At 64.5% G+C, this 20,919-nt stretch carries 15 protein-coding genes and 3 pseudogenes; 9 read left to right on the top strand and 9 right to left on the bottom strand.

The features are described 5' to 3' along the window. Positions 1-82: 82 nt before the first annotated feature. Positions 83-499, bottom strand: a complete 417-nt coding sequence (locus tag F1D61_RS31245) for an NADH:ubiquinone oxidoreductase subunit NDUFA12 (RefSeq protein ID WP_203155790.1) — start codon at positions 497-499, stop codon at positions 83-85. A 503-nt stretch (positions 500-1,002) separates the two neighbouring features. On the opposite strand from F1D61_RS31245, the gene F1D61_RS31240 reads away from it, so the two are divergent. Continuing rightward, a complete protein-coding gene (locus F1D61_RS31240) occupies positions 1,003-4,740 on the top strand; it encodes a vitamin B12-dependent ribonucleotide reductase (RefSeq protein ID WP_203155789.1) in 3,738 nt (1,245 codons plus the stop codon). 1,136 nt (positions 4,741-5,876) lie between these two features. Here the strand turns inward: F1D61_RS31240 and istB are convergent. The 6 genes and pseudogenes from istB to F1D61_RS31210 form a co-directional block, all read right to left on the bottom strand. Beyond that, positions 5,877-6,608 carry an IS21-like element helper ATPase IstB gene (istB, locus tag F1D61_RS31235; RefSeq protein WP_203158950.1) on the bottom strand — a complete coding sequence of 244 codons (732 nt, stop codon included), beginning with the start codon at positions 6,606-6,608 and terminating at the stop codon, positions 5,877-5,879. 5 nt (positions 6,609-6,613) lie between these two features. Next, positions 6,614-8,107 (bottom strand): annotated as a pseudogene (gene istA, locus F1D61_RS31230) (IS21 family transposase); the annotation flags it as partial. Positions 8,108-8,351: 244 nt separating this feature from the next. After that, positions 8,352-8,864, bottom strand: a complete 513-nt coding sequence (locus F1D61_RS31225; RefSeq protein WP_203155788.1) for a hypothetical protein — start codon at positions 8,862-8,864, stop codon at positions 8,352-8,354. A gap of 64 nt (positions 8,865-8,928) precedes the next feature. After that, on the bottom strand, positions 8,929-9,534 hold the full coding sequence (locus tag F1D61_RS31220) for a hypothetical protein (RefSeq protein WP_203155787.1): 606 nt from the start codon (positions 9,532-9,534) through the stop codon (positions 8,929-8,931). A gap of 103 nt (positions 9,535-9,637) precedes the next feature. Further along, the gene (locus F1D61_RS31215; RefSeq protein WP_203155786.1) at positions 9,638-11,722 is read right to left on the bottom strand and encodes a hypothetical protein; all 2,085 of its coding nucleotides are present in this window, start codon (positions 11,720-11,722) and stop codon (positions 9,638-9,640) included. 1 nt (position 11,723) lies between these two features. Then, positions 11,724-12,563, bottom strand: coding sequence for an outer membrane protein (locus F1D61_RS31210; protein WP_203155785.1), 840 nt, complete (start codon positions 12,561-12,563; stop codon positions 11,724-11,726). Between the two features lie 666 nt (positions 12,564-13,229). Between F1D61_RS31210 and F1D61_RS31205 the strand changes: the two genes are divergently transcribed. Together F1D61_RS31205 and F1D61_RS31200 are read left to right on the top strand one after the other, a co-directional pair. Next, the gene (locus tag F1D61_RS31205; protein WP_203155784.1) at positions 13,230-13,820 is read left to right on the top strand and encodes a tyrosine-type recombinase/integrase; all 591 of its coding nucleotides are present in this window, start codon (positions 13,230-13,232) and stop codon (positions 13,818-13,820) included. Positions 13,821-14,058: 238 nt separating this feature from the next. Next, positions 14,059-15,045 (top strand): helix-turn-helix transcriptional regulator, encoded by a 987-nt coding sequence (locus F1D61_RS31200; RefSeq protein ID WP_246776021.1) that lies wholly within the window; start codon positions 14,059-14,061, stop codon positions 15,043-15,045. A gap of 118 nt (positions 15,046-15,163) precedes the next feature. On the opposite strand, the pseudogene F1D61_RS31195 reads toward F1D61_RS31200, so the two are convergent. Continuing rightward, positions 15,164-15,353, bottom strand: a pseudogene (locus F1D61_RS31195) (IS3 family transposase); the annotation flags it as partial. A 248-nt stretch (positions 15,354-15,601) separates the two neighbouring features. Between F1D61_RS31195 and F1D61_RS31190 the strand changes: the two are divergent. From F1D61_RS31190 to F1D61_RS31170, 5 genes and pseudogenes are all read left to right on the top strand, one after another. Continuing rightward, positions 15,602-16,909, top strand: a complete 1,308-nt coding sequence (locus tag F1D61_RS31190) for a DUF4365 domain-containing protein (RefSeq protein WP_203155782.1) — start codon at positions 15,602-15,604, stop codon at positions 16,907-16,909. 12 nt (positions 16,910-16,921) lie between these two features. Next, the gene (locus F1D61_RS31185) at positions 16,922-17,926 is read left to right on the top strand and encodes a hypothetical protein (RefSeq protein WP_203155781.1); all 1,005 of its coding nucleotides are present in this window, start codon (positions 16,922-16,924) and stop codon (positions 17,924-17,926) included. Between the two features lie 7 nt (positions 17,927-17,933). Further along, positions 17,934-18,407 carry a hypothetical protein gene (locus tag F1D61_RS31180; protein WP_203155780.1) on the top strand — a complete coding sequence of 158 codons (474 nt, stop codon included), beginning with the start codon at positions 17,934-17,936 and terminating at the stop codon, positions 18,405-18,407. Between the two features lie 433 nt (positions 18,408-18,840). Further along, positions 18,841-19,005, top strand: a pseudogene (locus F1D61_RS35505) (helix-turn-helix domain-containing protein); the annotation flags it as partial. Beyond that, positions 19,002-19,523, top strand: a complete 522-nt coding sequence (locus tag F1D61_RS31170; protein WP_203155778.1) for a transposase — start codon at positions 19,002-19,004, stop codon at positions 19,521-19,523. The pseudogene F1D61_RS35505 and the gene F1D61_RS31170, both read left to right, overlap by 4 nt. A 43-nt stretch (positions 19,524-19,566) precedes the next feature. Here the strand turns inward: F1D61_RS31170 and F1D61_RS35500 are convergent, their stop codons facing one another. Continuing rightward, positions 19,567-19,806 carry a helix-turn-helix domain-containing protein gene (locus F1D61_RS35500; RefSeq protein WP_203155777.1) on the bottom strand — a complete coding sequence of 80 codons (240 nt, stop codon included), beginning with the start codon at positions 19,804-19,806 and terminating at the stop codon, positions 19,567-19,569. 112 nt (positions 19,807-19,918) lie between these two features. Between F1D61_RS35500 and F1D61_RS31160 the strand changes: the two genes are divergently transcribed. After that, on the top strand, positions 19,919-20,809 hold the full coding sequence (locus F1D61_RS31160) for a 3'-5' exonuclease (RefSeq protein ID WP_203155776.1): 891 nt from the start codon (positions 19,919-19,921) through the stop codon (positions 20,807-20,809). Positions 20,810-20,919 lie beyond the last annotated feature (110 nt).

Genomic DNA, 20,919 nt, shown 5'->3' with positions numbered 1-20,919 from the left:
CTGGCGCCCGGATCGACGGGGCGCGCGGGCAAGGAATCGCCCGCCCGCGATAGACACAAGGAGGATGGTGGAAAAAGGGCGGTTACTCGCCCGGGACCCACGGCACGTAGTCGCCGGTCGCGGCCGGGCGCTGGCCGTAGGAGAGCTGCGAGCCCCGCGGCCGGTAGGCCGCCACGGTGCCGGTCAGGTTCTCCTCGTGCGGCTTCTGCCACTCGCGCGGGACATAAGATTCCTCGGAGGGCGCCACGTCGGTGGCGTGGCAGAGCCAGCCGCGCCAGCCCGGCGGCACCTTCGAGGCGTCGGCATAGCCGTTATAGATTACCCAGCGCCGCTCGGAGCCGACGGAGCGGTCGATCAGCGGGCCCTGCGCGCGGTAGTAGCGGTTGCCGAGTTCGTCCTCGCCGACGAACTGACCGTTGCGCTTGGTGTAGAATTCCAGGCTGACGGTCGAGCCGCTCCACCAGGTGAAGATCCGAAGCAGGGTGTCTTTCAGCGCCATCGCGACCGTCTCTGGGGCTCGGGCCCTTAAGGAATGGGGGAGGCCCCCTTCGTCGCGCGGGACTATGGTGAGATGACTCCCGGATGTCCAGCGCGTCCCGCGCCGCAGCATGATTCCGGTGCGCGGGTGCCGCGGACGGCCTGGTCCGGCCCCCGATTCGCTCACGATCTGTGAACAACTCGGGGGCCTGAGCTTGCGCCGGCTGTGGGCGGCGCGAAAGGCCGCCGCGATTCTCGCAACCCGATCCTGGGCTTAGGCCCGGGCGCGCCGCTATCCACAGGAATCCGGCCCTTAACACTATATGTAGGGAGGAACGGAGTCCGTCGACACTAGTTGTTGACGTGTGGCCGTCAGCGTCGGTAGTTTCCGGGGCATAGGACGGGGGATCCCGGATCGGGCTCGCCCGCATCCGCCGAACCTCCAGCGCCCCGCCCATCCCCTGTAACCGGTGGACCCCGCGTGCCTGCGGGCGGCCCCGGCTGTTCGTGACCGGAGAGTATCCCATGCGGTTCGAGCGTCGCATCACCACCGCGGGGCAATCGCCCTATGCCAGCATCCCGTTCCGCAAGGCGGTGAGCGAGATCCGCAACCCGGACGGCTCGGTGGTCTTCCGCCTCGAGGGCATCGACGTGCCGGAGGCCTGGAGCCAGGTCGCCTGCGACGTGCTGGCCCAGAAGTACTTCCGCAAGGCCGGCGTGCCGAAGGCGCTGAAGAAGGTCGAGGAGAACGGCGTCCCCTCCTTCCTGTGGCGCTCGGTGCCGGACGAGGCGGCGCTGGCCCACCTCCCCGAGGGTGAGCGGACCGGCTCCGAGACTTCCGCGACGCAGGTCTTCGACCGGCTCGCCGGCTGCTGGACCTATTGGGGCTGGAAGGGCGGCTACTTCTCGAGCGAGGAGGACGCCTCCGCGTTCCACGACGAGCTGCGCGCCATGCTCGCCCGCCAGATGGTGGCGCCGAACTCGCCGCAATGGTTCAATACCGGCCTGCACTGGGCCTACGGCATCGACGGTCCCGCGCAGGGCCACTTCTACGTCGACTACAAGACCGGTGAGCTGACCCAGTCGGCCACCGCCTACGAGCACCCGCAGCCCCACGCCTGCTTCATCCAGTCCGTCGCCGACGACCTCGTCAACGAGGGCGGCATCATGGACCTGTGGGTGCGCGAGGCCCGCCTGTTCAAGTACGGCTCGGGCACCGGCTCGAACTTCTCGCGGCTGCGCGGCGAGAACGAGAAGCTTGCCGGCGGCGGCAAGTCCTCGGGCCTGATGAGCTTCCTCAAGATCGGCGACCGGGCCGCCGGCGCGATCAAGTCGGGCGGCACGACGCGCCGCGCCGCCAAGATGGTGATCGTCGACATCGACCACCCGGACGTCGAGGCCTTCATCGACTGGAAGGTCAAGGAGGAGCAGAAGGTCGCGGCGCTGGTCACCGGCTCCAAGGTGGTGTCCAAGCACCTCAAGGCGGTGATGAAGGCCTGCGTCAACTGCGAGGCCGCGGGCGACGCCTGCTTCGATCCCGAGCGCAACCCCGCTCTCAAGCGCGAGGTCAAGGCCGCCCGCAAGGCGATGGTGCCGGATGCCGCGATCAAGCGGGTGATCCAGTATGCCCGCCAGGGCTACACCGACATCTCCTTCCCGATCTACGATACCGACTGGGATTCGGAGGCCTACCTCACCGTCGCCGGCCAGAACTCGAACAACTCGGTCTCGCTCACCGACGACTTCCTGCGCGCGGTCGACGCCGACGCCGACTGGACCCTGAGCCAGCGCACCACCGGCAAGCCGGCCAAGACCGTCAAGGCGGCGGAGCTGTGGGACAAGATCGCGGAGGCCGCCTGGGCCTCGGCCGATCCGGGCCTGCACTTCAACACCACGATGAACGACTGGCATACCTGCCCGGTCGGCGGGCGGATCCGGGCCTCGAACCCGTGCTCCGAGTACATGTTCCTCGACGACACCGCCTGCAACCTCGCCTCGGCGAACCTGCTGGCTCTCTACGACCGCGGCGCCAAGCGCTTCGACGTCGAGGGCTACGAGCATCTGTGCCGGCTCTGGACCGTGGTCCTCGAGATCTCGGTGCTGATGGCGCAGTTCCCGAGCCGCGAGATCGCCGACCTCTCCTACAAGTACCGCACGCTCGGCCTCGGCTACGCCAATATCGGCGGCCTCTTGATGACCATGGGCCTGTCCTACGATTCCCGTGAGGGCCGGGCGCTCGCCGGTGCGCTCACCGCCATCATGACCGGCGTGTCCTACGCCACCTCGGCCGAGATGGCGCGCGAGCTCGGGCCGTTCCCGGCCTACGAGGAGAATGCCGACGCGATGCTGCGGGTGATCCGCAACCATCGCCGCGCCGCCCACGGCGAGGCCACCGGCTACGAGTTCCTCAACACCAACCCGGTGCCGCTCGACCATGCCGGCTGCCCGCAAGGCGAGCTGGTGGAACACGCCAAGGCGGCCTGGGACCGGGCCCTGCGGCTCGGCGAGGAGCACGGCTACCGCAACGCGCAATCCACCGTCATCGCGCCGACCGGCACGATCGGCCTCGTCATGGATTGCGACACCACCGGCATCGAGCCCGACTTCGCGCTGGTGAAGTTCAAGAAGCTGGCCGGCGGTGGCTACTTCAAGATCATCAACCGGGCGGTGCCGGATGCCCTGCGCAGCCTCGGCTACCGCGAGGCCGAGATCGCCGAGATCGAGGCCTATGCCGTCGGCCACGGCTCGCTCGGCCAGGCCCCGGCGATCAACCCGGGCTCTCTGCGCGCCAAGGGCTTCACCGACGACAAGATCGCCGCGGTGGAAGCGGGCCTGAAGTCGGCCTTCGACATCAAGTTCGTGTTCAACCGCTGGACGCTCGGCGAGGACTTCCTCACCCAGACCCTGAAGGTGCCGGCCGACAAGCTCGCCGACCCGTCCTTCGACCTGCTCTCGTTCCTCGGCTTCAGCCGCAAGGACATCGAGGCCGCCAACGTCCACGTCTGCGGGGCGATGACGCTCGAGGGCGCGCCGCATCTGAAGGTGGAGCACTACCCGGTCTTCGACTGCGCCAATCCGTGCGGCCGGATCGGCAAGCGCTACCTCTCGGTCGAGAGCCACATCCGCATGATGGCGGCGGCGCAGCCCTTCATCTCGGGGGCGATCTCCAAGACCATCAACATGCCGAACGACGCCACGGTCGAGGATTGCAAGAACGCCTACCGGCTGTCCTGGACCCTGGCGCTGAAGGCCAACGCCCTCTACCGCGACGGCTCGAAGCTGTCGCAGCCCCTCAACGCCGCCCTCATCAGCGACGAGTCGGAGGACGAGGACGAGACCGTCGAGGCCATCCTGGCCCAGCCGGCGGTCGCCAAGACCGTCGCGGTGACGGAGAAGATCGTCGAGCGGATCGTCGAGCGCGTCGAGCGCCTGCGCTCCCAGGAGAAGCTGCCGAGCCGCCGCAAGGGCTACACCCAGAAGGCCAAGATCGGCGGCCACACCATCTTCCTGCGCACCGGCGAGTACGACGACGGGCGGCTCGGCGAGATCTTCCTCGACATGAACAAGGAGGGCTCGGCTCTCCGGGCCTTCATCAACAACTTTGCGATCTCGGTCTCGCTCGGCCTGCAATACGGCGTGCCGCTGGAGGAGTACGTCGACGCCTTCACCTTCACCCGGTTCGAGCCGGCCGGCTTCGTCCAGGGCAACGACGCGATCAAGAACGCCACCTCGGTGCTCGACTACGTGTTCCGCGAGCTGGCGATCTCGTATCTCGGCCGCAACGACCTCGCCCATGTCGACCTCTCGGAGATCGGCAACGCGGCGACCGGCGTCTCCCCGGCCAAGCCCACGGCCTCGGACTCGGTGCCGGCCCACAACGTCGTGTCGCGCGGCCTGCTGCGCGGCTCCGGCGACCGGCTGACCCTGATCCAGGGCGGCCCGGGCGGTGCGACGGCGGGTGTCACGGCGCCCGCCACGGGCCAGTCGGCCCCAGCGGGCGGCACGGTGCTGGCGGTGCGGGGCGCGGTGGCGCTCAAGACCGAGCCGAGCCTGGCCGGCAAGGTCGAGGCTCTCGTCGAGGCCCTCCCCTTTGCCAAGCCGGACCCGGCACCGGCCGGCCGCAGCGTGTCCGACCGGCGCGCCGAGGCGAAGATGAAGGGCTATGTCGGCGAGGCCTGTCCGGAATGCGCCAACTTCACTCTGGTGCGGAACGGGACCTGCCTGAAGTGCGACACTTGCGGTGGTACGACGGGGTGCAGCTGAGGATTGGATCGCGCCGGTAGGCAGTGTGTGGAGCTGTGGAGCGAACCATAGAATCGACCTACGGAACCAAAGCGTAGGCCAATTCGAACCATAGTGCGGTTATTCAACGCACAGTTGAAAACCAACGCATCGCGAACGTGAGAGTAATGAGGGCGCGTCGGGGTACCCGACGTGCCCTCTCAAGATTCAATCTACTGACAGCGCTCACGGAGTTTTCAATGTAACGCAAGGCATGCTGGCCTCGGGCGCGAGTTTGAGGCCGATCGTTCGGGAGAGCATCTCGCCCTAGACTAAAAAGATGGCCTCCATACGCCGCCTGTAGCCTTGTTGATCCGGAAACGCCTTGCGGCTCTGCCTAGATTTTTTTCGAAAGCCGCCTCGCGGCTCTTTCTAGAGTATGCGTGACGGTGTTCGCGACCGGGGACTGCCATTATCGGGCAGACAAACCCCGCGACCACCAATCAGTACTGGCCAGCGTTTCGGGCCGCTCGCTCCGCACCGTTCGTGCGGGGCCTTGCCGCAGCGGTGTAAGATTTTCGCACCGCGCTACCGATTCGTAGCCTGCACCTTCGCTAGAGAGGCAGGCTCTCGCATGACGGGGGCACGTGTGAACGTTCAAGACGGTGTCTCGATCGAGCGCCTTCGCGCGTTCTGGCAGGAGGCCACGGATGGCGGATCGCTCGACAAGCATGATCCCAGGACGATCGTCGCCGCTTGCCGCCGTCTCGATCCGACAGCGGACGGCCGCCTTCGCGAACAGCTGCTCAAGCATCTCTGCGCGACGGCTCAGCGGGTCCTCCGGCCACAGGTCAGCGCACGGCACGAGAACGGTGGTGAGGACGCTGTGCTCGAGGTGGTCGGAGCGATGGTTGTGTCTATCCTCGACCCCGACTCTGCGGACGGGATCGGCTTCGAGACGTCATTCCGTGGACGGCTTGCAAAGCGCCTCATCGATCGCCTCCGTAAGGAGCAGGCGCGACGGGTGTCAAACGGCATCGGAACGGGACCCCTGATCGGCGTCCAATCGGGCCCCCTTGTTGAGCATGCGCGACGCCCCTGCTCAGCCCGGCGAAGCGGGTCGGGGTGGCGCAGCCGGGCTGAGCAGGGGGCCAGGATGAGCCGCGCACAGGCCGCCCTCACGCCCGGTTCTTGAAGCGCCAGCTCTCGTTGCCGGTCTCGACGATCTCGCAGTGGTGGGTCAGCCGATCGAGCAGTGCCGTCGTCATCTTGGCGTCGCCGGCAAACACGCTCGGCCACTCCCCGAACGCCAGGTTGGTCGTCACCACGATCGAGGTGGTCTCGTAGAGCCGGCTGATCAGGTGGAACAGCAGCTGACCGCCCGACTGCGCGAACGGCAGGTAGCCGAGTTCGTCCAGCACCACCAGGTCGGGCCGGGCGAGGTGGTCGGCGATGCGGCCCTGCCGGCCGGCTCGCGCCTCGGCCTCGAGCCGGTTGACGAGGTCGACCACGTTGTAGAACCGGGCCCGCGCCCCGTCCCGGATGCACGACCGGGCGACCGCGATGGCCAGGTGCGTCTTGCCCGTGCCGGTGCCGCCCACCAGCACGACGTTGCGCTGGTGGGCCAGGAACTCGCCGCCGCAGAGGTCGCGCACCAGACCTTCGTTGATCGGCGTCCCGGCAAAGGCGAACTCGGCGAGGTCCTTGGCCAGGGGCAGCTTGGCAATCGTCATCTGGTAGCGGATCGAGCGCGCCTGCTTCTCGCTGATCTCGGCCTGCAACAGGTCGCCGACGATCTGCTGCGGTTCGTGGCTGCGCTTGAGGGCGACCTTGATGATCTCGTCGTAGGCCGCCTTCATCCCGAACAGCTTCAGCTCGCCCATGGTGGCGAGGATCTGCTGACGTTCCATCATGGGGCTCTCCTCAGGCTGTCGTAGCGGGCACAGTCGGCGACCGGCTCGTGGCGCAGCCGCAGGCTCTCGGGCGTCAGCAGCGAGACGGGCGCGGGCGGCTCCCGCTGGCGGGCCAGGATGTTGAGCACCACGTCGGCCGAGTGCACGCCCTCGCGCAGTGCCTCGGCGCTGGCCGCTTCGACCGCGGAGAGGCCGTCGCCGAGCACGGCGGTGAGGATCTCGACCATCTGGCGGTCGCCGTCGGCGCTGCCGGCGAGCTTGCGGCGGATCCGTTCGAGGGCGGCGGGCAGGACCCAGTCCTTGAACGGTGCGCCGTTGCGCAGCGCGCCGGGCTTGCGGGCGAGCACGGGGACGTAGTGCCAGGGGTCGAACACCGTCTGGCCGCGTCCGAAGGCCCGCGGGTGCTCGGCGACGACGCGTCCGTCCTGGCGGATCTCGATGCGCTCGGCATAGGCGCGCACCTCGACCGGGCGACCGATGGCCGAGGCCATGACCGAGTACTTGTTGTTGTCGAAGCGCACCAGGCAGGTCGAGGACACGGCCGCCGGGACGGCGTGGAAGCCGTCGAAGCGTCCGGCGTAGGGGACCAGGGCTCCCCGTTCGGCTTCGAAGGCCTGCCAGATCGTCAGTTCGCGCTGCTCGGGATGCGGGTGGGCCTTGGCGTAGGCGACGACCCCGTCGAGCAGCAGGGCGTTGAGCTCGTCGTAGCTTCTCACCCGGACGCGCGGGGTGAACAGGCGCTCGCGCACCAGCCCGACCTGGTTCTCGACCTGCCCCTTCTCCCAGCCTGACGCGGGCGTGCAGGCCACGGGCTCGACGAGGTAGTGCGAGCACATCTGCAGGAAGCGGCGGTTGTAGGCGCGCTCGCGCCCGACGAAGATCGTCTCGACCGCGGTCTTCATGTTGTCGTAGATGCCCCGCTGGCAGGTGCCGCGGAAGAAGGCGAACGCCCGGTCGTGGGCGTCGAAGACCATCTCCTGGCTCTCGCGCGGATAGGCCCGCACGAACAGCATGCGCGAGTGGCAGAGCCGGACGTGGGCGACCTTGACCGTCGTGGTGACGCCGGCGATCAGCACGATCTCGTGGCTCCAGTCGAACTGGTAGGCCTCACCCGGGGCGAAGGCGAGTGGCACGAAGGCGGGAGCCGTCACGCTGGCCTGCTGGCGCTTCCACGTCTTGGCGTAGCGGCGGACGGCATCATAGCCGCCCTCGTAGCCGAGCCCCCGCAGCGCCTCGAAGATACGGGTCAGCGTCAGCCGCTCCCGCGCCGGCTTCCCCGTATTGGCCGCCAGCATCCGGTCGAGCTCGTCGCGCCAGGGCCCGAGCTTGGGTGCAGGCTGGACGCTGCGGGTGTAGCGGAAGGCAGTTGCCTCCGAGCGGATCACCTTCCTGACGACCTTGCGGGAGAGCTTCAGCTCCCGGCAGATCTGCTTGATCGGCTTATGCTGCACGAAGTACGCGCGGCGGATCTTCGCGACCGTCTCCACGACCAACATCCTCCGCGAGCCTCCCGTTCCGAATGCGGGAGGCAGTCTGGATGAAGTATCCTGGGGGTCCCGTTTGGACGCCGATCACCCCGGAAACGGGGTCCTTATTCCACGCCTAATCACAGTAATCACGGCCACGAATAAGATCCCGTCGTACCCCATGTTCGAACGATCGTTGGATCCATCAGTCCATGGATCACAAGAGTCACTTTCTTGCCGGCCCTCCTGTGTTCGTGGTGATCCGAATCCCGTCTTATCGTAGCGCTATCCGCCGCTGACAGGCTCGCACTGACTTGCCGTTCATGATCGAGCGGAAGCTGATTGTACGAGTCGCCGGATCGACCCGAACCTCTGTCCGGTCGGACTGGTTGGCCGTCGTATCCTCCGGGAGAGGTGCGACCGAGCAGACCCGCCCGCGGGTCGTGCTCACGACCTTGCCATCGCGTATCAGGTCGATGCGTGCCGGACAGATCGCCGGCTCAGCGACCGCGTTGCGCCCGTTCGCACCCATCTCGCATAGGCCGCCAGCGAACGCGACGCTGACCAGGTACGTCGCACCGTCCTGATCGATGCGCGTCGCGTGGATCTGGTGAAACGGTGTACCGGCGAGCTCGCGCTGCCACAGGGGTGCGACGAGCGGTGTGAAGGCAGAGGGGTGGCGTGGATCCGAGTAAGTCAGCTTCTGCCACGCCGTCTCCGCGTGGGCCGGGCTGAGAATGGCGCACGCAGCAAGCGCCGCCGACATCGCGAGGCGGTTCAGGGTCATTATCGTCTCACTGGGGGGTGGAAGTGGTAGGTTCGTCGAACGGCATCGCCCGACGTGCGCGCGGTCAGCCGAAGATCGGCATGAGCTGGCGTTCGAGCAGGGTCTCGATGGCGCACCCGGTCCGGCGGCAGCGGGCGTGGCGCTCCAGGGCGATCAGGCCGCACAGCCCGAGCCAGGCCACGATGCCGCCGAGCAGGTACGGTAGGGCCTGCAGCGCGGTCATGATCACGGCGTAGCCGATAAGGCCGTAGACCAGCAGCCCGACGAGACCGAGCAGCATGGCAGGGAAGACGGCGAACCGGAAAATGTCGAGCACCACCGAGCCGAGTGCCGCGACCGTCATCAGCGCGAAGCCGCCGAGACCGCCGACGAGGCCGAGCAGCCAGCCGCCGCCTGCGTACGTGCCGACGAACGCCGCCCATCGATCCGGAGCGACGACGGCGAGGCAGCGCCGGTTGGCATCGTAGAACAGCGTGTCGTCCCAGTAGGCGCGCCGCGCATCGACGAGGCCGATCGGCAGGCGGCCGGTGCGGGTGTCGAGCATGCCCAGAACGACGCCGACGCCGTGCGTGCCATCGTCGAGTCGATACTGGGTGCCGGTGAGATCCAGGAGGCGCTCATAATGCGCGAGCCCTGGCGAGGTAACGGGTTGCAGGTAGACAGCTGACATCAGGGTGCCTTGCTCGTCGGCGTCATGGATGGGCGAGAGGGTCCGCGCCGGCAACTCGGCGGCCCTATCGGGCCGGACGGATCGCTGGCGCGACGCGGCGGCGCTACGGCGTTATCCCGGTGAACGCGTTCGCTGCGGTCCGGCAGGCGGAACTCAAGGCGGCTTCGGTGAAGGCGGCACCGAGGAACAGGCCTGCGGTCCACGGAGCATCGGCAGCGGCCGCAGCGAGACCGGCGGCTGCGAGGACAACGGTGTCACCCCCGTCCTTCTTGCTTCGGGCGACACAGGAGAGCGTCGCCAACGGGCCGTCGATGCCGGGCAGACCGTCGAGTTGGGTAATTCGCCAAAGCGCAACCCCATCGGCACGGGTCTCAGGCTCGAGAGCACCATCGAGCGCGGGCGCGTTCTGTCCAAACGGTGTGATGCGGATCGCATAGCGCTTCGCGAAGAACAGCGTCCGGGACTGCTGGAAGGTCACCTGAAAGCCGTTTGCCGCCGCTGCCGTGACAACCATGCGCGGATCCACGGTCACCGTCTCGCCCCTCGGAGAGAGGACGGTCAGGTTGCCCTTGTCGAGCACGGTGTCGATGTTCGACTTCGCCTGGGCGGAAATCCCCCTTGCGACCGCAACCTTCGCTTCCTGACTGCGGCACGCGGTCTCGATCGCCTTCCGAACGGTTCCGCCACCAGCCGGCAGCGTCCGCGTCGCGCTGCCAAGATAGGGACCACAGAGATTCCGGGCCGGACGCAGTCCGGCATCGGTGAGGCCGCCGTCGGCATAGGCCTTTTCGAGACCTGTGATCGCGTTGACCTGAGCCTCCTCCCGGAACGGGCGGGTCATGGCGATCGTGCGATCGGTCATCAGGGTGACGACCCCATCCCGACCCGGATCCCTGGGATCGGCGACCGCCGAAAGATCGCTCGACGACGGCTCGAACCAGTTCCGCTGCTCCAGACCATCAAGCGTCCGCGGCGCACCCTCGAGCCGCGCCGCGACCGACTTGGCACGAACGTCGATGTCCCGGTCGACGAGTTGTCCGGCTTCGGTCGCGCACGTCTGCCGGAGGGGCCCGATGAACGCGAGTTCGAACCTATCGAAGGATCGAAACCAACGACCGAGCGCGGTCTCGCATCGGGCCCGCACCGACAAAACCGGGCCATCTGCCGCGTCGGCGGTGTTGAGGCTGGCTTTGATCGCCGTCCCGATCGCCGGCTGCTGCCGCATCAGCCAGGCATTCGCCTCGCGCTTGCAGGCTGTACTGACGGCCTGGGCGAAGCCGCCGGCAGCCTCCTCGCCGCTGGTTCCGCCACGCAGCGGATCGTTCATGGCGAGATCCCGGATGGGATCGGATTTCGGGTACCAACGGCCAAGAAGCGCCTGGCACTGCGCGCCACCGGTCTGCAGCGGATCCTCGCTGAGGGGCTTCTCACGGTAGGTCTGAGCGAGTTCGCCGATGACGGCCGGCTGTGCTGCGCCCAACCGGGCTTCGACGGCCTTCGCATAGGTGCTGCCGATGTCAGTATTTTGAATGAAGCGGTCGGTCCCAATGAAACGACCGGGAAAGGAGACGTCGACGTTGCGAAGCTGGGCCAAGCGCAGATCCAACCGCTCAGCGTGTTCGCGAACGAGGCGCTGGTAGGCAACCGGCACCGCCTTCGTCCGACAATAGGTGTCAAGGTCGATCTGCACCTGGGTGACGTCGTTCCCACCCTCACGCGCCATGATCCAGGAACATTGCCCGTGATACGGGCCAGCCTCCTCCACCGTTTGGATCGTGGCCAGTTTCTCGTCGAGCAGGCGCTTAAGGGTTTCGCGCTGGCCATTGCCGTAATTTCGGAACTGCTTGAGGAGGGGAGCGATATCAACGTCGTAGATGAACGGATGATCGGACCGCAGACTCCGCGGCAGCTGATAGAAATGGTATTTTCTTGCGTTCTCGAGCGTGACCGGCGCGCTCATCGCCTCGCGCGCATAGGATTCGACCCATTCGGGAATGGGCGGCGGGCCGCCGGCGAGGGCTGGCCCTCCCGCCGCCACGAAGATGAGGGCGGCAAGCATCGACGGTGCGCGCACGGCACGGTTCAACATCGAGGAAACTCGTTCGAAGGACAAATTGGGGCGCGGCATCGCCGATCCGGGGGGATCCACGATGCCGGGCGTCATCAGGTCGGGGCTGTTCGCGGACACGTCAGAGCTCGGTGAAGCGGTAGTTCAAGCCGGCACGGACGAGACCGAAGCGGTTGGGTTCGCGCACCGTGTAGGTGTCGGTCGGGCCGGTGCCGCCGGTGCCAGTATAACGGGCCGTCACGCTCGAGCTGCCGAGGTCGGCATAGATGCCTTCGATCTTGGCGCTGAGGCGATCGGTGAAGGCATACTCGATGCCGCCGCCGGCGACGTAGCCGACCTGGGTCGCGGAGCGGGATCCGGCATACGGGATCACGTTGATGCCGCCGGGGAAGAAGGCCCCCGTGCCGATGTCGGTGTAGGCTGTGCGGGTCGTGACGCCGCCGTAAGCGAGACCGCCGGTGGCATAGACCATCAGGCGCTCGGTCGGCAGGAAGCCTATCCGTCCGCGAACGGTGCCGAGGTAATCCAAGCGTGAGCGTGCGGTCAGGGTGTCATTGTCGGTGAAGCCAGCGGGCACGTTCGGCAAGGTGCCCGCGCCCGAACGCCGCCGCGAGAGATCGGCATGCTGGATATCGGCCTCGACGCCGAGCACGACGCTACCTATCTGGCGATTGAATCCGAGCTGGCCGCCACCGACGAACCCGGTTTGCCCGCGTGAACGCTGGAAGCCCGAGAGCGTGCCGGGATTGAGTCCGACGAACCCTGCGCCTTCGCTGTAGCGCGGTCGCTCCGAACCGGAGAAGGCCGCGCCCGCATTCAACCCGGCGTAGACGCCGGTCCAGGTGAATACGGGCAAGGACACGACAGGCGGCGCGAAGCGCGTTGCCGGCAGATCTGCCGCCTGGGCCGCAACCACCGAGACGAGAGAAAAAGCTAGTCCAGCAACAGTTCGTTTGCTCATAGGAAAACTCTTTGTCTTTGAGGTTGAATTAAGATCAGGTCGGGGCAGGTGGGCCTGCACCGCGATCAACTCGGAACTTTGGCGGCTCTCGAAAATAATCTCAAATACAACTAAAAGATAATGCTGATTTTTCTTCTAATGAATTAGATTTAATTTCATGCGTTCGTTTTTGCTTGCGTATTTGCTGTTGAAGCAGGCAATAAATGCCGGAATGCAGCTTTCCGAGTTCCTAAAATCGCTCACGGCATCCGAGTGAATGTCGGACGCTCCGTCCTTCCGAGCGCACGCGCCGTCCCGAACCGTAACGCAGCCCCCCTCCGGCCCATCGGCGCAGGTTTGCCCAATCCGAAGTTTGGCCGCGTCTCACGGGTCTTGCGGCAACCGCGCGCAAGCTCAAATCGCGGATTTCTCGCCATGACGTCTTGCGATACGAATCGCCGAACTGCTGGATATTCGTGGAACAGAATTGCCAATTCTGTTTACGTCCCTGAAATATCTATTGTTATACGGTTGATAACTTCCACAAGCGGAGCTATTAGCTTGCTCGTTCACACTTCCCCTGAAGGCAAATTTCGCCTCGCTCGCGGCGTGGAACAGAATTGGCAAATCCGTTCCACACCACCGCGGGCAGCTCTGCCCCAGCGGTCAACTTGGAGAAGCTCAGCTATGGCCAAACCGGGGCCAGCTCCATCCCTGTCGCTTTACACCGACAGCGGACGGCGCAAGTACCTGACGGCGCAGGAGCGCGAGCGCTTCGTCGCCGCGGTTGCCTCGTGCTCGCCCGAGGTCGGGCCTCTGTGCTTGATGCTGGCCTGGACCGGCTGTCGGATCTCAGAAGCGCTCAATCTGACCCATGCCGATCTCGACGTCGACGACGGTATAGTCTCCGTGCGCTGCCTCAAGAAGCGCCGCCCCGGGATCGTTCGGCAAGTTCCTGTCCCGCACAAGATCCTCCGCGCCGTTCGGCAGATTCACGGAGCCGGGCAACCCGGAGACCGTCTCTGGCCGATCGGACGCACGACGGCATGGCGTCATGTGAAGGGCGTGATGGCTCTGGCGCAGGTTGGGGAGACGGCGGCATCTCCCAAAGGGCTACGCCACGGTTTCGGTGTACACGCGCTTCGATCCGGTATCCCTCTCAATCTCCTGCAGCGATGGCTTGGCCACGCCGACATCGCTACGACCGCGATCTACGGCGACGTCATTGGCCCCGAGGAACGAGAGATCGCCACCCGGATGTGGCCGCGCCAGGCATAGGCGCGCGCCACCAGCTGCTGTCAGGGACAGTCGTCCATCGCCCACCGGCCGGACATCCGAGACACGGAACGCTCGGCACCTCGTCCATCACGGACTTTGCGTCCCGATGGGAGGATGCACCGTCCCCAGGGGACCGCCAGAATCCGGGTCGAAGGATAAACGCAATCAATGCGTGTGATGACGGCGCGGGCCTTCACGGCACCGTGTGTTGCTTTTTCGCGTTCGGCTTTCCGTGTCCATGATCATAGACCACCGCTTCGATCACATTCTCGATGCCGAGACGCGCCGCCGCGCTTGGATCGACACGCTGTCGTCGTTCTTCGTTACGCAGATCGATCCCGAAGCCATCGTTCCGACGACGGCGTTCCACCGCTATCACCACATGAACCAGCTGGTTTTCGGGGAAATCGACGCTTCGCCCCAGACGATCGAGCGGACGCCGGCTCTGGTCGCGGCTCAAAACATCGATCATGTCGTCTTGCGACTCTACACCTCCGGCCGGACAAACATCTCGATCGCCGGGCAGGCCCACGAGATTACGCAGGAATCCTTCGTCACCTTCGACCTGTCACAGCCGATCCTGTCCGAGACCAAGGGCATGACCGGGCTCAATCTCGCAATCCCGCGCCGCCTCCTCGAGGGGCGGGTCGGAGACGTTTCAGCTTGGCACGGCCAGATCCTGCCGTCCGCGAGCAGCCCGATCACCAAACTGCTCGCCGACCACTTTCGCAATGTCAGCGCCTGTCTAAGAACGGCGACGCCGGCGCAGATGAGCCACATCGTTCCAGCGACGACCGCACTTTGCAACGCACTGTTTTTGTCGGAAGCCGACAGCGCCTACAATCATGCGGCGGTCACGAACATCGCCATCCGCCAATTCATCGACGAGAACCTGGCGACCATCGACGTCGAGATACTGATGGCTAGGTTCGCCCTTTCGCGGACCCCACTCTACAAGCTGTTCGAAGCCGATGGTGGCGTCTACGCTTACATTCGTGATCGGCGTCTCTCCCGGGCCATGCAGGTGCTATCCCGCTCGTCGGCGGGTCGCCGACCGATGATTGCCCGCCTTGCCTACGAGTGCGGTTTCGAGAACGAGCGCGTCTTCAGCCGCGCGTTCCGGCGGAAGTACGGGCTGAACCCGAGCGAGATCAACGCCAGCAGCCTGCCGCTGACCGACCGCGAGCACGCATCGCTGCTCCTCTCTTGGATGAAAGACCTCTGACCACCACCGCCAGTTTTTTGCCCTACGGGCGTGACACATCAAAGCCAACGGCTCACCGCCCTGCACCGTGATCGGTCGGTGAACCGCTCCGGTTTTTTTGGAGGCAGATTGTCTTGAGTCAGGCGGCCAAGGCTTGGTCGCCGACGTGAGCATGATAGCGCGCTTCGGCCTCGGCGGGAGGGAAGTTGCCGATCGGTGCGAGCAAGCGACGATGGTTGTTTGTACCAGTCGACCCACTCCAGTGTGGCGTACTCGACGGCCTCGAAGGAGCGCCAGGGTCCGCGTCGGTGGATAACCTCCGCCTTAAACGAGAACGCGTACCACGCGCTCGCGATCGACGAGCACCGCAAGGCGCTCGCGCCGACGTTGTGAACGAAGAAGATCCGGGCTGGGGTGTCGTACCCGTTCTCCCCAGGCCCTTATGATGTGCGCCATCCGCGCATGCTAAGGTTTGGTTGCGAAAAAGATTCGCATTTCGCAGCGGGCACCCTGGTCGGGCGCGTTGCCACGCATTAGCTTGAGAACAGAGATCGAACGTCCCAGGAGAGGACGCCGCGTGAACGCTCCGCACAAGATCGTACCGAAATCGAAGATCTCGGAATGGCGCGGCTTAGACCGCATCTCCGCGATCGTCCACGGCATGCGCTGCATCTGGCGCGAGCAGGAGAAGGACGACATCGGCATCGATGGCGAGATCGAGCTGTGCCGCCCCCGAGTAGATGGCGACGGGCTCATCGGTACTGGCAAAATCGTCAAGGTGCAATCGAAGTCGGGGGCCAGCTATATCGCTCGCGACGATGCCGAAACTTTTGCCGCTCCGGTATCGGAAAAAGATCTTCGATACTGGCGCGATCTTAACGTTCCAATGATCTTCGTTGTCTTCCACCCTGAGGACGATTTCCTCTACTGGAAGGACATCAAGGCCTACCTCAAGGATCATCCCGACGCGTTCAAGCCGCCGCTACGGATCCTGTTCGACAAGGCGACGGATCGGTTCGACGAGAGCGCCTACGCGGCGCTCTGCGAGATCTGCGAGCAGGCTCCCGAGCGGATCGCCTTCGATCAGGGCGAGACGCTCTATACCAATCTGCTCCCGGTTCTACGATTGCCGGAGCGGATCTGGATATCGCCGGTCTTGCCGGAGAAGCAGCGCAATTTCCACGACCGACTGACAGGTGCGGGGTTCGTGCCGCCCTACGTCTACCAAGCTGGCATGCTGATCACGCTGTCAGATCCGACCTCGCCGACGACGGCCCTTGCGAACGTCGTCGATTCCGGCGCGCTCGAGGATTTAGACCTGGCAGACTGGCTCGGTCAGAGCGCGGAGAACGAAGATCACCTTCGCACGCTGCTTAACCGGCTTCTGCACAAGCATCTCCACCGGATCGGCTGTACCTTTCAGCGTTCACCGAGGCGGTACTTCATCAGCCGGGGTGTCGATGAGGAGACGCCGCTTCACCGGAAGTGGTTCAACGTTTTCAGCCAGCGGGCCCCGACGCGGCTCGTCGCGAAGTTCTATACCTATGGGAAGCACAGGTTCTACAAGCACCTGGCTTTGAACGCGCGGTTTGAGCGTTTCGGCAATCAGTGGGCGGTCGGCATCTATCCCGGCCTTCACTACTCGACGAACGGCACGACACAGTGGGAAGGCAAGGCTGCGGCCTCCTTCGCGATCCGGGCGCGTGCCCAGGAGTTCAACAACGCCTATTACAGCAACGTGTTGTTCTGGGCGAGCCAGATGTCGGGCAGCAAATCGTCGTTTGATCTATGCATCGACGATCAGGTGATCGTCACAGTTAGCGGCGTCCCGCTCACGGCGGATGCCGATTTTAGTGTACGCATCATGTCGACTGCGAAGGCGTAACGAGTGCTATCCATGGACATCACGGTTGAGTACATCGCCGAGCCGCATCTTGAGTTCGCCGGGCATTTCTTGCACGTCGACAAGAAGACGGGCTTGGCCGAGCACGGCCCCTACGGGCGCACGGATCCGGCGCTTCACCCGCAGCAGATCAAGATCGGCATCGTCGGCACCCGCGCGACCGTCGAGTTGTGCGAACGATGGATCGATGAGTGCCGCGGCTCGATCGAAACCGACAAAACCGAGCAGCGGCCTCCCGCCATCGCGACGTCAGACGAGCCCTTCAACGAGGAGGATTATGTCGAGGCGCTGGTGAAGGGGCTCACGCCGGACTTCGTCGGGATGAATGCGGACACGAGTTTCGCCACGGCGCTCGTGTCTTCGGAGCGATGGCACTCGACCTTCACGGACCGCGAGGCTCGGCTGATTTCTGACCTGCAGAGCGAGGTGCAGCGCGTTGAACGCGCGACCGATCTCATGACCGACCACATTGAGCGCATCGCAACGGCGGCTCCAGCCCCGGACGTGATCCTCGTCGCGATGCCTCAGGTTCTTCTGGAGGGATCGACTACCGCGACCCTGCGTGACGGCACGTTCCTCAACCTGCGCCGGGCGCTCAAGGCGCGCAGCATGAAATGGGGCGTGCCCATTCAGCTGATTCGGGAGGACACGCTGATCGGGAAAAACGCCGGCCTGCAGGACAAGGCGACACGTGCGTGGAACTTCGCGACAGGCCTGTACTTCAAGGCGGGCGGCGTCCCGTGGCGCGGTCACGGACTCGGAGCCGACACCTGCTACATCGGCATCACCTTCTACCAGACCGAGAACACCCAAGGCCGCCCGGTCATGCGTTCTGGCGTGGCGCAAGCGTTCGACTACCTCGGACAGGGCGTGGTCCTGCGCGGTGAGCCGTTCGAGTGGGACGTCGACGAGATGGGACGCACGCCCCATCTCATGGAAAAGGATGCCAACGCCCTGATCCAAAAGACGCTGAACGCGGATCAGCCGTCTGCCGCCTAAGCGCGTGGTGGTTCACAAGAGTTCGCGGTTCTGGGGCTCCGAGCACGGGGCGTACAACGAGCTTGAGGGCTTCTACGCTGGCATCGAGGCGGTGAACCGCGACGCCAGCATCGACCTCGTCGCCCTGGATCAGACGAAGATCCGCTTGAGCCGCAAAGGCCAGTACCCGCCGGTCCGAGGGACCTTCGCGATGATCGAGGGGACCTATCCGCTGATCTACACGCACGGGTTTACCCCGTATTTTGATACCTACCTCGGGGTGCATGTCCCAGAGCCGTGGACGATCCTGGAGAAGCACGGCGACAGCGGCTTTCGCGAACTAGCGACGGAGGTTCTCGCCCTGACGAAAATGAACGTGAACAACGCGTCATTCTCCGACGGGGTGCCGATCACACTCGCGTTTTCGCGGATGGTCAGCGACGTACTGAAACACGTCGGGCCGGAGATGCCGGTTCGGGCCGAATACAAGTTCTATATGTGATTCCGCCGCGCTTGTGTTTAGACTCGTCGGAGTTTTCACCGGTTCGTGGAGGTGATTCACTGCTTCCCTGAACCGGTGAGGAGCCTGTGACGCGTGCCGTCGAGATCCGGTGCGACGTGGCCATAGCCCCAAAGCTCTGGCAGCAAGCCAAGCGGGAGCCGCGTCGGCGGACAGCTCTGCGCCTATTGGCTGTTGCCAACGCCCTCGATAGCATGAGCCGGGCGGAAGCGGCGCGGGCCGCTGGCATCGAGCGATAGGCGCTGTGCGATGCCGTCAAGCGCTTTAACGCCGAGGGCCTCGCCGGCTTGATCGACCGCCCGGCCGCCGGCCAGAGCGCCTGAGCGAGGGCAAGCAGGCGGTGCTGGTCCACCGTATCCTGCGGGGGCCCGATGCCGACCGGGGCGAGCCCGCCAGCTAGACCCCGACGGACCTCTGCCGCTTCATCGAGGTCCGCTTCGGCAAGACCATGCTGCCCCAGTCGATGTCGCGCCTGGTACACCGGCTGGGCTTGTCGAAGCAGAAGACCCGCCCGGTTCACCCGCAGCGCGACGCCAAGGCTGCGCAGGCCTTCGCAAAAAGGGGCTCCGCGCGGCCTTGACGAGCGCCGCCGAAGTCCACCCCGGCCAGCGGATCCGCCTCTTCTTCATGGACGAGGCCCGGGTCGGGCAGAAGGGGCGCAGCGGCCATCGCTGGTGGATGCGGGGCCAGCGTCCGGCGGGACGCTGCGACGGCCGCTTCCAGTCCGCTTACATCTTCGCCGCCGTCGAGCCGCGGACCGGCTCGGCGTTCGGTCTGGTGTTGCCGCGCGTCTCGACCGAGGTGATGAGCCTGTTGCTGGCGCAGTTTGCGGCCACGCTCGAGCCGGATACGCACGCCGTGGTGGTGCTGGACGGGGCAGGCTGGCACATCGCCAAGGATCCGTGGGTGCCCGACGCCGTGACGCTGGTGCGGCCGTCCGCCTACAGCCTCGAACTCTATCCGGTCAAGCGGATCTGGCCGAATGTGCGCGAGTGCTTCATCTGCGCACGCCTATTTCCGGACTACAGGCAATCCTCTACGCCCGCTGCACCGCCTGGATCGCCATTCCGCCGGAACAAGAATGCGTCCGCTCAATAGATATACTTGCATACATCTAATATATCAATGCGTAAGCGTGACGTTATCCCACATTTATATATTTAGTCAATACAATACCTGAAGCGCCATCTTCACGATAAATTTCTTCAACGCCGCCGACACGCAATGCCTCAATAATATTATTCATTGTCCGGGCGTGAGGCACTTGCGAGCCATTTTCGTACCGAACCACGACTAGTCGCTGCACGCCCGCGCGCTCAGCCAGCTCGGACTGCGACCAGCCCAGCGCCGCGCGTGCGGCCTTGAGCAGCCGCCTATCCACACTGCACCGCCTGATCACGAAAAAGTGATCGATCGTAAACGATACTCTGTGTATCGTTTTCCCCAACGGTATCTATCTTACGATTGTCCTTCCCCAAGGGAGAGCGAGACAGATGCTTGACATCGATCCCGAAATCGTAGCGTCCGCACTCGAGCGGCATGGTGATTATCGTATCCTCCGACGCCACAAGCCTCGTCACATCTTCGGTATCGCCGCTCCCGGCGAGGAGATCCGAAACGGCCTCATCATCGACCTCGAGACCACGGGCCTCGATCCTGACTACCACGAAATCATCGAAGTCGGACTACTCCCCTTTACATATACTGTTGATGGCCGCCTGATTGAAGCCGGCGTACCGTATGGCTCATTCCAGCAGCCCTTCGGCCCGATCTTGCCAGAAATCACAAGACTAACTGGCATAGACTTGCCGATGGTGGAGGGGCATATCATCGATCGATCCAGGGTTACAGCGATGGTCGACGAGGCCGATTTCGTCATCGCGCACAATGCAGGGTTCGACAGAAGATTTGCGGAAGACCTTTGCCCTAGTTTAGCGCAGAAACCTTGGGGCTGTTCATTGACCCAGATTCCATGGGCCGTCGAAGGTATGGGTAGCAAGCTCAGCTACATAGCTTGCGATTTCGGAATGATCTACAGCGCTCACCGCGCGGTTGACGACTGCCAAGCAACACTAGAAATATTATCGCGACCCTTACCCCAATCAGGGCGCACTGGCTTTGAGTATTTGCTAGAGAACGCATTTGATCCAATATACCGGATCAAAGCCATTCGCACGCCGTACGAGAGCAAAAATATCCTTAAAGCACGGCGCTATCGTTGGGACGACGGAAATAAAAGCCAGCTGAAATGCTGGTACAAAGATGTACCGGAAGCCGATGCTGCAAGCGAACTTGCTTGGCTGCGGCTCGAAATCTATCGCTACGAAGCTGACGTACCGATTGTGCCGATCTCGCCGTATGATCGATTTTCAGCGAGAGTCTGAGCACCAGTGTAGCAGTTAAAATATCCCACTGACTGCGATATATGCATCAGGGGCATTTGTCAGCATGAGTCAATGTCGGGACTGCTGAGGCATGTGTCATAAACTTGAAT

It is taken from the genome of Methylobacterium aquaticum (assembly GCF_016804325.1).
GTDB lineage: Bacteria > Pseudomonadota > Alphaproteobacteria > Rhizobiales > Beijerinckiaceae > Methylobacterium > Methylobacterium aquaticum_C.
This window is presented reverse-complemented; position numbering and strand designations above follow the sequence as displayed.

What these genes read in the sequence shown, in the direction of transcription:
- F1D61_RS31210 (WP_203155785.1), bottom strand. Translation starts at nt 12,563, where the DNA reads ATGAGCAAACGAACTGTTGCTGGACTAGCTTTTTCTCTCGTCTCGGTG.
- F1D61_RS31245 (WP_203155790.1), bottom strand. Translation starts at nt 499, where the DNA reads ATGGCGCTGAAAGACACCCTGCTTCGGATCTTCACCTGGTGGAGCGGC.
- F1D61_RS31160 (WP_203155776.1), top strand. Translation starts at nt 19,919, where the DNA reads ATGCTTGACATCGATCCCGAAATCGTAGCGTCCGCACTCGAGCGGCAT.
- F1D61_RS31205 (WP_203155784.1), top strand. Translation starts at nt 13,230, where the DNA reads ATGGCCAAACCGGGGCCAGCTCCATCCCTGTCGCTTTACACCGACAGC.
- F1D61_RS31220 (WP_203155787.1), bottom strand. Translation starts at nt 9,534, where the DNA reads ATGTCAGCTGTCTACCTGCAACCCGTTACCTCGCCAGGGCTCGCGCAT.
- F1D61_RS31200 (WP_246776021.1), top strand. Translation starts at nt 14,059, where the DNA reads ATGATCATAGACCACCGCTTCGATCACATTCTCGATGCCGAGACGCGC.
- istB (WP_203158950.1), bottom strand. Translation starts at nt 6,608, where the DNA reads ATGGAACGTCAGCAGATCCTCGCCACCATGGGCGAGCTGAAGCTGTTC.
- F1D61_RS31240 (WP_203155789.1), top strand. Translation starts at nt 1,003, where the DNA reads ATGCGGTTCGAGCGTCGCATCACCACCGCGGGGCAATCGCCCTATGCC.
- F1D61_RS31185 (WP_203155781.1), top strand. Translation starts at nt 16,922, where the DNA reads ATGGACATCACGGTTGAGTACATCGCCGAGCCGCATCTTGAGTTCGCC.
- F1D61_RS31225 (WP_203155788.1), bottom strand. Translation starts at nt 8,864, where the DNA reads ATGACCCTGAACCGCCTCGCGATGTCGGCGGCGCTTGCTGCGTGCGCC.